The sequence below is a fragment of the Mesorhizobium sp. M0768 genome (assembly GCF_040320195.1).
In the GTDB taxonomy this organism is placed as follows: domain Bacteria; phylum Pseudomonadota; class Alphaproteobacteria; order Rhizobiales; family Rhizobiaceae; genus Mesorhizobium.
Genome location: NZ_JAMYPD010000066.1, coordinates 1 through 12,264 on the forward strand (window position 1 = coordinate 1; position 12,264 = coordinate 12,264).

Genomic DNA, 12,264 nt, shown 5'->3' on the forward strand with positions numbered 1-12,264 from the left:
AACGCCCAGCGCCTTCACCATCGCTGCCGCCAGTGTTGGCGGCGTGGTCAGCGGAATCCGCAGCCGCACCTTGCCGGCGACCTCCAGCTCGATCACCGCTGGGATGCCGCCGGCCGCGAAACGGCGACAGGCTCATCGGGAGCCACGACAACTTCGGCAAAGCCCGTCTCGCGGGCTCTCACCGTGCGGCGCCACTTATAGATCAGGCTGGTCGCGACATCGTACTGACGCGCTACCGCCGCCACTGTGGCCCCGGGCGCGAATGCCGCGCCCAGTATCCGGCACTGATCCTCTTCACGCCAACGACGACGACGCTCAGGCCCGGTCAATAACGTCACATGGCTCATGCTGTGCTGCTAACTTCGCTCGTAAGGGCGACCTTAAGAGCGCAGCCTCGCTACCGTGCCGTCCTCTCGCAAGGCGGCCTTCGCCGGAGGGTATCTCTCGCCCTGGGGCCTGAGCAGAATGAACAGCCGTCGATAGCCGAAGCGCCGGCGCTCCTTCGCGAGGTCACGCAGCCGACCACGCAGCTCCGTCTCTGGCGCTCGGAGGGGGTGGCGTCGTGCACCAAGGGGGGATCCCTCAGGGCGATGGCGGCAGCCACGAGGTCCAGTTATCCCCTTCCTGGGAAGATACACGCCGGAGGCCGTGAGTGCATGGGACCATCCGAGGGCCCCAAAGAGCGGCAACCGAGGCCGAAGGCCTGAGGTTCAGGTTGCCGGCTCCGCAACCGCGCGAAGAGCCATTTGCCTTGACCGCCACCAAGTGACATAGAGCACAATTAATGAGAGTATCGGCAGAAGCATCAGCAGCGATGCCACTGCGGCGATTGTTGGGTCGATATCGTGCCGTATGGTCTCCCACATTTTTAGAGGCAAGGTACGGACCGAAAGGCCGCCGATCAGCGACGTAATAACTAATTCATCGAATGAGTGGAGGAACGCGAATGCGGCGCCGCCTAGGATGCCCGGCCTAATCAGGGGTAGGGTCACCCTCATGAAAGTTTGATAGGGCCGCGCACGCATACTCATCGCCGCCTGCTCCAGACGACGGTCAAAATTCGCCAGCGTCGACGAGACAATCACGACCACGATACCAATGGCGCCGATGCTATGCGCAAGGACGGTGCCTGTCGCCGAGCCGATCAGTCCGAATTTGACTAGCCCAACATAGGTCGCGTTGCCGACGACGATGACAGGAAAAGTGATCGGCGTCAAGATGATCATGGTCAGGACGCCGCGCAGCTGCGGAAGGGTTCGGCTAAGACCATAGGCCGCCAGCGTGCCAACGACGGTCGACAGGGTGGCGACCAGAAAGCCGATCCGAATGCTGGTCCAGGCAGCGTCGTACCAACCCGGATCGCCGAAGAAGGAGCGGTACCACTGCAGTGAAAGCCCTGAGGGCGGGAATTCCAGAAACATCCCGGCGCTGAACGACATGATGATGACGATGAAGCCAGGAAACAGCAGGTAGACCATAATCAGCGCGACAAATCCCGCTCCGACGATCTTCGACCACCGGTTGTCTCCGCCGGCCTGGTAGAGTTGGGCTGTCCAGCGCTTCGCCCGAGATGGAATGGGAAGCTCATTGAGATGGCGCCTCCATGCGCCGAAGCACGACAGGCGTCTCAGCCAAGACTCCCGCGAAGGTTGCGTCGGGTGGCCCTGTGTGCGGGAAAGATCGAGACCGACCATAGAGAGAACGACAACAGCGATCGCCAGGAGGATGAAGGCGGAGGCGGCAGTGCGCGCCATGTTGAATGAGCTCGAGACCTGCGTCGCGATGAAATTCGAGAGCATGGCGTCTCGTAAGCCGCCGAGAGCCGCCGGCGTGATGTAGAAGCCAAGGCAGAACACGAAGACCAGCACCGAGCCGCTGCGCACCCCCGGCAGACTAAGCGGGAAGAACACGCGCCAGAAGGCTGCAAAGGGACGCGCACCCATGGTGCGTGCGGCTGCCATTAGTGACTTGTCGACGCCGATCATGACGCTGACCAGGGGCAAGATCATCATGGGCAGCATAATGTGCACCATACCGATATAGACGGCGGCACGGTTGTAGATTAGCGGTAGCGGGCTCGAGACAAGATTGAGGTCAAGCAGCAGGTTGTTGATCAGGCCGCGATCGCCGAGGATCACGATCCATGCATAAGTGCGCGCCAATCCGCTGGTGAGATAGGGGATCATAACGAGCACAATGAGCGCTATGCGCATGCGCGTGGAGGCAGCCACGATCAGATAGGCCGTGGGATAGCCGATGATGACGCAGGTGACGGTGGCCACCGCGCTCATCTCTATGGTCTGAAAGAGCACGCGGACATTCGCCGACTGGTCGAAAAACGCCTGATAATTGGCGACGGAGAAGGCCGGCGCGTTGAGGCTGGTCAGGAAGAGCAGAATAATCGGTATACCAAAGACGGCGAGCAGTATTGCGAAGGCAGGTGCAGTTAGCCCAATTGGCATCCGACTCAGTTTGCGAAACAAGTGCATTTATCCAGCCTTGTATGTGTCAAGCGACGACGAAGCGGACGTCAGATCGCAACCAGTCGAGGCTTACCTCGGCACCAGGTCGAAAGATCGGCTGCCCCGCGGCGACTTGCTCGCGCACGATCAGCATGCTGCTCCCTACGCGCACGCGGTATTTTCGCAGTGGACCAGCATAGATCATGTCATCGACGGTGCCGGTAATGGACTGGCGCTGGTCCGCATCGGCTCGCTTCGGTGCCGCGGGGGTGGCGACACAAATACGCTCCGGCCTGATCATGGCTACGGTATCCGCCGGAGGCGCGACATCGAATTCGACCTTGAAACCCGGATTTTCGAGAATGTTAGCCTCGCCCATAAAATTCGCCACGAAGCTCGTTGCAGGCTTGTCGTAAAGCGCCTCCGGCGTGTCGGTCTGCTCGATCCGCCCGGCGCGCATGACGACTATGCGATCCGACAGGGTCAGAGCCTCCTCCTGATCGTGAGTAACGCAGACGGTGGTGATGCCGAACTCTCTATGCAGGCGCTTCATTTCGCCCTGCATTTGCTCCCTAAGGTTGCGGTCGAGCGCGCCGAGCGGCTCATCGAGCAAGAGCAACGGCGGATCGGCAATCAGCGCGCGTGCAAGTGCAACTCGCTGTTGCTGGCCGCCACTCAATTGCGATGGCATGCGCCCGCCGAGTTCTTGGAGATGAACGCGCTCAAGCATTCGATCTACCCGCGTTGCCCTCTCGGCGGCCTTCATACCGCGCATTTCGAGCGGAAATTCCAGATTTCGCCCCACCGTAAGGTGCGGAAACAACGCATAACTCTGGAAGACGATGCCCTGGTCACGGCGGTAGGATGGGACCGCCGCGACAGAGTTACCAGAGATAACGATGTCGCCCTCATTGGGCGCCACGAAGCCAGCGAGCAGCATAAGCGCCGTGGTCTTGCCCGAACCGCTGGGGCCGAGAATTGTCAGGAACTCCCCCCGACGAACCGTCAGTGACAAATGTTGGACCGCGGCAACATGGCCGTACAGCTTGGTGACGTTTCGAAATTCGATCTGCGCAGGCGCCGTGCTTTGATCCAATGCGTTATCCTCTACAAATTACATGGGCGCGACGGCATAAATGTGATGCCCGCCGCTTTTATGATGACTGGATCGCCCGGAGTGGACCTGCTTTTCGAGAACGAGGACGTCCGACATTGTGGCTCCATCGAGATGTTCAGTATCGACAAGTCGACGAACTTGAGTGGTCGACTTGCCGAATAATCGAGGAATTTGGGTTATAGAAGAATCCACTCGTTCCACCGCTGAACGAGCCGCTCAGCATTCGACATGCCGTCCGATCCGACTTCGGCGTACCACTTATCATTTTCGGGAATACTGTTCGCCATGTATTCGGGGTAGCTGGCAAGGTTGCGGGCTACCTTCTCCGGTATCGTCTTGTAGGCGTTGAGGTTGCTCGGGCCGGAAGGGAATAACTGGGCGAAGGCCGCCTGGCGGTCGGCGCGGGTAGCAAATTCAACGAATCTCTGAGCATTCTGCACGTTCGGACCGCCCTTCGTGATCACCCAATAGGACCACATTAGCTTGGCCTGGTTTCGATTGATCTCGATCGGCGCGCCCTCGTCGACCAATATAAGCGCTCGTCCATCATAGGCTTGCATAATGTCGGCAGCCTTATCGTGCATCATCTGCTGGATCTCGGATCCGGTCGTCCACCACTTGCGGACATGTGGCTTAATCTTGTCCAGGCTCGCGAAAGCACGATCAATGTCCATTGGGTAGAGCGCATTCGGAGCAACCCCATCCGCGAGCAGAGCTGCCTCAAACGGACCTCCATTTCCGTAGGAACCCGATACAAGCGTGCGAACACCAGGAAAGCTATTCACGTCCCAGAACTCGGCCCAGGTAGTGGGTCGAGGCTTGCCCGACGAGAATGTCTCGATGTTGTAAACCATATTGAGGGAATAGAACAGCGATGCAACGCCAAACGGTTGCTTGCCGAAATCCACGATGCCATCTAGCTCCTCCTTCTTGTAGATCGAGTAGTCAATCTCTTCCAGGAGGCCTCTTGCAAATCCGGGAATCGCCGCAACGGCGCCCATGTCTGCCACATCGACCGTAATGTTTTTATTGGCCACCATCAGCTCAAGCTGGGTCCTGGTAAGCTCGTCGGTAATCGTATTCACCTTTGACCCAGTCTCAACTTCGAACGGATTCACATAGGCCTCTATATTGGCCTTGCCCCAAGCGCCGCCACCCACGACAACCGTTAACTCGCCTGATGATTGTGCGAAAGCTCGACCAGCCACGGAAGACAGCCCACCGGCTGCGATGACGGACGACGTCGTCTGCATGAAGCGTCTGCGGTTTAACCAAAAGCTCATTGTATGTTCCCCTTTTTCTAGTTGCCTTGACCGAGATCGGCCAAGTTTACTTCCTCAAAACTCCAGCTTCCGACGGGTGGCGCAGTCTCGATTAGGTTCACCCACCATAGATCAGGGCTTCATCGTTGAAGTCATATGCGGCATTGTGCACTCCAGCAGTTGCACCCGTTGCCGAGAAGAATGTAAGCGCCCGGCGCACCTCCAGCATGTAGGCAACGCTATCGCGGCCGCGCTTGAAAGAGTTCGATATTGTCGTGAAGGCGCCATCGCAAATGCCCAACTCGCCGACCTCCATGCCGGGCTGATTGTGCATGCTGAAAACCTGGGAAGTGCCGAAACGTTCCTTAATCCCTTCTTCGGCGATCCTCTGGGCACCCTGGCCATCCTCCTCCGCTGGCTGGAAAGGCAAGGCAAGGCAAGGCAAGGCAAGGCAAGGCAAGGCAATGGAACCTTTGAAATTCCGCGTATTCGCAAGGTATTTGGCGGTGCCCAGCAGTATGGCCGTATGCCCATCGTGGCCGCATGTGTGCATTTTGCCATGTATTGCCGACGACCAGAGGGTTCTGGCGTTTCAAGTATAGGCAAGGCATCCATATCTGCCCTTGGGGTGATCGTCGGTCCGTCTCCGCCTTCCATTCCGGCTTCAATATGATTGATACTGAATGAGGCCAACTTTTCGGTCACAAACCTCGCCGTGTTGTCTATCCGATATACGAGCTCGGGATTTTGGTAGTGCGCCAAGCTGATCCACGGTTTTTGCGGACTCAGAGAAGCACGAAAAGTTCCCGTGTGCCTTTGTGAGAACCTCGACGCCGGATTCGGTGACGCGGATGCTCTCGCTGAGCACGTAGCCGAAGTCTTCCTCAACCCAGGAAGATGCACGTGAAAGGTCATGTTGGGCTGGAGTACATTGCCCAGTTTGAGGCTGGTCGTTCTCTCCATCCACTGAATTCCGATGGCATATCCGCGCACGACCGCTTCTTGAACCCGCGCTTCTCGGTCGCGTGCCCTCTTGACCGGCACCGAAAACGGCGAAATCACTCATCCATGAACGCAACAAGGCACCCGAGGACCGTCGCCGCCAAACTGTCCCGACATTAGCGAAACCACTGTCCGGGAATTAGCGGAACCCCTGTCCGGCTTTTACGAAATGCGCAACTTCTGCGTCTCCCGGCAATTTGAGCCGAAGACTCTAGGTCATGCCCCTAGATATGTAAGTTTGGTGAGGGTCTTGGCGCTACGCGGCACAGCATATCCGGTCATATAGGTCGCCGAACGTCGCCGCCTCAACTATCTCATCCAATTGCGGCGATCTCCAACTGCCACTTTTAGCAAGATGTGCTTGTAGCTCTGCGGCTATAAGGCTATCTCCACCAACATCAAAGAAGTTATCGTCCAAACTTATTTCGTATGATCCAATAATAGTTTTGACTTCATCAAGGAAACTCCTCTTCATCTCAGTGTTACTCAATATGTTATCCTTTTCTGTTTCAACGCCTTCTTTTGAAATAGGTCTTTTGTCTTCTTCGGTCTGCTCGTCTGGCGTCGTGAGCGCCCCCCCCCATTGCCGTTCTCGCTCACCGGGCTGCCGCGGAACCGTCGGGCTCGCAGGCTGATCGTCCGGCCAGCATCGGTGACCGTCGAATGAGTACGTTGGAAGGGGAATGCGACGGCGAGTACCAAACGGTTCCAATTGATCACTGGCCCGTTCCCAATCCACCGCAACACCCGCGGCCCAGAGTGCCCCAAGGCATTCAAGAAGAACATGGCGGTCAGCGGACTCTTCATCGTTCTCGTCGCGCGCGGCGGGGACAATCGATGGGATTCGGGTCTCGCGATCCTCCGCATTGATCACCCCATGTGCGAAACGCGCCAGATTGCGCGAAGGGCCAAGGTCAATGAGCGCAGTTACACCAGCCGCAACCGTGGTCTGGATAGAGCGATCGAATCGGATAGTCTGAGTTGCTTGCCCACCCCAGTGGCTCTCCGGCAAGGGTACTTTCACGCCATGCAGGGATCCTGAATTCAGAGCTATGGCGACATTCGGCAGACCCTTTTCGAGTATGCGGACCTGCGCGTCGATGACGTCAGTCGCTCCTTTCATCAGCGGAGAATGGCTGGGGACGCCAGCGGTATTAACGAGGTTATTGGGAATCTGTCGCTGTTCGAGACTTTCCCGAAGCCTTTCCAGAAGTTCCCGCTTGCCGGTGAGCACGACGCTGGTATTTGAGTTCACGACACCGACGCCGATCTCGCCAGCTTCAGCTCGATCACGCCAAGCGTCCTCCGTGAGGATACGCTCAGCCTCATTGGGGCCGCATCCGACCGCAAGCATAGCACCATCGATACCACCACTCGCCATCGCGCGGCTCCGAACGACCGTCAGCCCAACAGCATCTTCTACTTTTAGGATGCCCGCTAGGGCAGCCACAACGTATTCGCTCATGCTGTGTCCGACGAGATAACGGGGCCGTACTCCAAACAGTTCTAGCAAACGCGCCATGGCGTATTGCACGGAGAAAATCATAACATTGATTTCTTCGAAGGAAGCCGTCCGATATTCGTCGTCTTCCCCAAACATGACCGTCTCCAGGTCACGATCCAGAACCGGGCGACTAGCGACGGCACAAGCCTGGAAAGCCGTGCGAAAGTCAGGCACGTGATCAAAGAGGTCCTTGAACATTCGCGGGTGCTGCGCTCCGCAGCCGGGCAGCATGAACCCAATCGACGGCGATGAAAGGGTCCGATCAGCTACTCGATCCACCTCTTCTTCTAACCTCGCGATGGCCGTGTCCAAGTTGCGCGCCACAACGACGGTTCGATGCTCAAACTGGCATCTCGCCACACGTAGTGTGTGCGCGACTTCACCAAGATCGATATCGCGGTTACGTCGCAGGAACGCGGCTAGATTCCGGCAGGTCCGGCTTAGTGCCGGCGGGGTCTTTGCAGATAGGCAAAGGGCGTGAGATCCCCGTGCGACCGATCCGGGCCAAGCCCTTGCATTGTCGCTGTCCCATTCCTGCAGCACCACATGGCAGTTGGTTCCGCCTATACCGAGGCTGGTGACTCCGGCAGTGCGCGGCCGTCCCTGCGGACGGGGCCAGGGTCTGAGCTGCTCATTGACGAAGAAGGGCGTATCCTCCAGACCCAGATCTTCGTTCAGCCGGTTGATATTGATGGTCGGGGGGATCACTCCGTGCTGAAGGGTAAGAACTGTCTTGATAAAGCTCGCGACCCCTGCGGCGATGCTGGCATGGCCAATATTCGGTTTTATTGACCCGAGGGCGCAGGCGTTGCCCGTTTTCTGTTGGCCCGCGAAAACCTCTGCCAGAGCGCGGACCTCGATCGGGTCGCCGACCTTGGTGCCGGTCCCATGAGTTTCGATGTATTCGACGTCTTCAGCGCCGAGTGCCGCGGAGGCAAGTGCTTGGCGCACAACTGCGGTCTGGCCTTGCGCGCTAGGCGCTGAGTAGGAGGATTTGGCGTGGCCATCGTTGTTAATGGCACATCCTTTTATCACTGCGTGGATTGGGTCGGCCGCCGCCAGGGCATCTTCGAGGCGCTTGAGAACGACAACCCCTACCCCATCTCCGAACACCGTGCCATTGGCATCGGCATCAAAAGCTCTGCACACGCCGTCCGAAGAATTGACGAAGTCTTTGACATACTGATATCCCGCTTGAGGGAAGGTTATGCTTGAGCCGCCTGCCAGCGCCATGTCACAATGCCCGGCCGCGAGTGACTGAGTGGCGACCGCAATTGCCACCAGCCCAGTTGAGCATGCGGTTTGCACCGCAATGCTTGGGCCCTTGAGGTTCAGCATGTAGGACACGCGCGTGGCAAGGTAGTCCTTCTCGTTGCCGATCTCCGTCAGGAAAGCGAGCGGCGCGTTGGTGGGATCGATGAGGCCGCCTCCCTTCAAATGGTGTAGTAGATAGAGGGGGAGGGATGAACCCGCGAACACGCCGGTCCGGCCTTCGTGCTGGGTTGGCGCATATCCGGCCGCTTCGAGGGCCTTCCAGCAGCATTCCAGAAACAAGCGATGCTGCGGGTCCATTAACATAGCCTCACGCCTCGAAAGGTTCCAGAAATGCGGATCGAAAAGGTCCACATCGTTGAGATGGGCGCCCACGCGCACATAATCGGGGCGTTTCAGGACAGCCTCCGGAATGCCCCGGGCCTTGAGTTCCTCTATGGACAGCGAGGTGATCGAGCACACCCCAAGACAGAGGTTCTCCCACAGCGCGTCCACGGTCTCCGCACCAGGAAAACGCGCGGCCATACCAATCACCGCAATGTCCATACTGGGGCTGCGTCGACGGTCCAACACCTTCACATGCGGCCTGTCCGGCAAGACTGGCGGTGTTTTGGGGAGCTTGCCGATTTGGGGACGCCCCTGCTCGCCAATTCGTTTGCGGAGAAGAGCCGCTAGTTCATTGAAAGTCGGATTGAGGAACACCTCCACTACGCGGAGCTCCACCTTCAGCCTCTTACGAAGCTGCGTGCAGAGACGGGCAGCCAGAAGGGAGTGTCCGCCGCAGTCGAAAAAGTTGTCGCCGGGATCTGCAGCCTCGGCCTGGAGAAGGTCGCGCCAAGCTGCGTGAAGTGCCGGTTCGACTTCGTCGGTGCCGGTCGCCGGAGCGCACGCCTTTTGCGCGAGCCCGCGAAGGCGCGACCGATCCAGTTTCCCGTTGGGCGCTATGGGCAATTCGGTCAGAGCAACGAACTCTGACGGAATTGCGTAGTGCGGCACCTCAGACTTCAGATACGCCCGCAAAGAAGCCTGCCACCCTTTGCTCGGATTCCGCAAGACTACATAGGCGATCAGCCGATCAGGCTGGCCGGTCGTCGGACTGAGCTCCGGCAATACGGCGGCGGAGCAAACGCCGGCGTACCGAAGCAAAGCAGCTTCTACAGACGCTGGAACGACGCTGTATCCCCGGAGCTTCACCATGAAAGCGCAACGCCCCAAAATCTCCAGTTGGCCGCCGGGCAGCATGCGGCCAACATCGCCGGTGCGGAACATCGTGCCTTCAGCACGGAACGGGTCGGGAAGGAACCTTTCGTGTGTCATCTCCGGGCTATCGAGATATCCATGACCCAAGACATCGCCGCCGACGAAGACCTCGCCCAAGAAGCCCAGAGGGACGGGATCGCGTTGCTCCCCGAGGATATAGACACTGACATTGTACTGAGGCGGACCGACCGGTGCGACCTTTTGTATTGTCGCAAGATCGATCTCGCTCAAGTCGATATGCGCGACATCACTTGCCTCCGCTGAGCCGTAGTAATTGATGATTCTGACATGCGGCAGGGCATCCCTCGCACGCGCCAGCAACGCTGCCGTTAATACCTCACCTGATAAGTAGATAAATCGGAGATCCGAAAGGCGGGAAGGGACGTCGAAGAAGCCGCTGCTGAGAAGCACATCCAACAGTGAAGGGGTTAGCAATATTCTGGAAATTCGATTTCGTTCCAGGTAGTCGGCCAGCTGCTTCGGATCGAAGATGACGTCATCAGGGATCAGATAGGCTGGAAGCCCGGCGAGAATCGGCCGCATTATGTCTCCGAAGAGATTGACCGCTTCACGCTCATCAGATGCGTATGGCAGCGCGCTATAGCGCCACTGGTAAGAGGCTACAGCGCTTCGATGAGGACAGACGATGCCTTTTGGTTCACCAGTCGTGCCAGACGAGAATACAATCGCAGCCGGCGCCTCGAGATCCACGGGTTGCGGACTGGCCGGGCTGGCCTTGCCAAGTTGTACTTCCCAGCCCTCATCGAGCGACAGCGCAATACCAGACCAGGCAGGCGGAAGCTTAGCTGCGAAAAGGTGGTTAGTGACAACGATTTCAACACCTGCTTTCTCAAGTATTCGCTTTACCTCAGCGACAGGCAGTGCTTTGTCAAGCAAGACGTAGGCAGCCCCTGTCTTAAGAATACCGAACAAAGTGACAGCGTATTCAGGTGAAGTATCCATCAGGATACCAACGCGGGAACCTCGGCTCTGACCATGTCCGAGGAGGTGCCTGGACAGAATGTCGCTTAGGTCGTCGAGTTCACGATATGTGATGGTCGCAGCCTCTGAAACAATCGCAGGACTGTCGGGGGTGAGAGCCGCTTGTTTGCGGAATTGCTCATGCAGCGTTAGATTACTATAGGGGGAGACCTCGCCGTGTTGGATCGAAGCTGGAAGTTGTCCCTTCACCTCGCCAACCTCGCGCAGGAGGCTAGACACCACCTCCTCCGTCATGGAATGAGTGAAAAAGTGATCGCCATCAAACATAATCCGAGCGAAGCGCGAGGTCGTAAGCCGATGCCATCCGTCTAGGTCATTGGTATTGATTTCGTCCTTAACTCCGCCCATTGCAGTGATTGCAGCCTTGAGAGGCGTTGGCAGGTTTCGGTCGTAAGTCTCCACAAGTTCGAAGTCGGCCCGGAGGGGCGGCAAAATGAATTCCAGTAGCAGTTTCTCATTTGTCAGCGCCTTCTTGGGGACCATGCCAAGGGTACGGATAACATCGGTTAATTTATCATCCGAGTATTTATACATCGGCGGCTCTTCAGGGGGCAGATCGGCCGACGGGTGAGCAGACACGACAACGTGGAAGGGAGATGCCCGACCGGCCTTCTCCAGGGAGCGGGCAATCTCGTAGGCCACGAGGGCGCCTGCGCTATGGCCGAAGAAAACAAAAGGCCTATCGCTGTATGCCTTGAGCGCCTCGATGACCATGGGTACCAGTACGTCCATGCTGCGAATGGCGGCCTCCGCTGATCGTTTGCCGCGCCCGGGAAGATCCAAGCAAATAAGCTCAACGTCCTCGGGGAGATAGTCCGGCCAATTACGGAAGGACTGGACGCCCCCCCCCCCGTGAGGGAAACAAATTATCCGATACGACGGATCAAGCGAACTCTTTACGACACTAACCAGTACTTTGGCCTTACCAGAAATTTTTTCCATCTCACAACCACTCCACCGAGATTCCGCCTGAAATCACTTCCCAAGCGGACATTACTGATTAATGAACGCCTTCGGTCCGTGTATATCTCCATCCAGAGACTTTTGGAATTTGATAGGCGCTAATTAATTTAACTTTTAACTGAGCACAGTGAATGTGGGAAGGCTATCTTCGTTAAACGTCATTTAACTTTTGTTAATTAAGTTATAACTCGTTAGACATTACAACGATCTAGTTTCAACATTCAATACTTGGCATTTGACATTTGACACGAGCGCGCCCACCTCATCGAGACGCTGTCACGCTGACGCTGCTCTTGCCGCCGACGACGAACCTCGCTCTAGTGGATTGATCGAGACAAAAGAGTCCGATGTTGGATTCCCATCGGTTTTTGCATGTGCGACGATCGGGCATGCGCACCGGTATTACATTTGACGTCACTG

General features: G+C 57.4%; 6 protein-coding genes. All 6 read right to left on the reverse strand.

What is annotated here, in order from left to right; translation table 11 throughout:
- Positions 1–92: 92 nt before the first annotated feature.
- Complete coding sequence (locus NKI08_RS33930) at positions 93–347, reverse strand: transposase (protein WP_352775753.1); 255 nt, start codon at positions 345–347, stop codon at positions 93–95.
- A 363-nt stretch (positions 348–710) separates the two neighbouring features.
- Positions 711–2,489, reverse strand: a complete 1,779-nt coding sequence (locus tag NKI08_RS33935; RefSeq protein WP_352775756.1) for an ABC transporter permease subunit — start codon at positions 2,487–2,489, stop codon at positions 711–713.
- 19 nt (positions 2,490–2,508) lie between these two features.
- Positions 2,509–3,558, reverse strand: a complete 1,050-nt coding sequence (locus tag NKI08_RS33940) for an ABC transporter ATP-binding protein (RefSeq protein ID WP_352775759.1) — start codon at positions 3,556–3,558, stop codon at positions 2,509–2,511.
- Positions 3,559–3,755: 197 nt separating this feature from the next.
- Complete coding sequence (locus NKI08_RS33945; protein ID WP_352775761.1) at positions 3,756–4,862, reverse strand: ABC transporter substrate-binding protein; 1,107 nt, start codon at positions 4,860–4,862, stop codon at positions 3,756–3,758.
- Between the two features lie 97 nt (positions 4,863–4,959).
- Positions 4,960–5,394 (reverse strand): M20/M25/M40 family metallo-hydrolase, encoded by a 435-nt coding sequence (locus tag NKI08_RS33950; RefSeq protein WP_352775765.1) that lies wholly within the window; start codon positions 5,392–5,394, stop codon positions 4,960–4,962.
- Positions 5,395–6,099: 705 nt separating this feature from the next.
- Positions 6,100–11,823: an alpha/beta fold hydrolase gene (locus NKI08_RS33960; protein ID WP_352775768.1), complete on the reverse strand. Its 5,724-nt coding sequence runs from the start codon at positions 11,821–11,823 to the stop codon at positions 6,100–6,102.
- Positions 11,824–12,264: the final 441 nt, after the last annotated feature.

Bases quoted from the DNA above. Each gene is read 5' to 3' on its own strand.
- NKI08_RS33930 (WP_352775753.1), bottom strand. From the start codon at position 347: ATGAGCCATGTGACGTTATTGACCGGGCCTGAGCGTCGTCGTCGTTGG.
- NKI08_RS33935 (WP_352775756.1), bottom strand. From the start codon at position 2,489: ATGCACTTGTTTCGCAAACTGAGTCGGATGCCAATTGGGCTAACTGCA.
- NKI08_RS33945 (WP_352775761.1), bottom strand. From the start codon at position 4,862: ATGAGCTTTTGGTTAAACCGCAGACGCTTCATGCAGACGACGTCGTCC.
- NKI08_RS33950 (WP_352775765.1), bottom strand. From the start codon at position 5,394: ATGCACACATGCGGCCACGATGGGCATACGGCCATACTGCTGGGCACC.
- NKI08_RS33960 (WP_352775768.1), bottom strand. From the start codon at position 11,823: ATGGAAAAAATTTCTGGTAAGGCCAAAGTACTGGTTAGTGTCGTAAAG.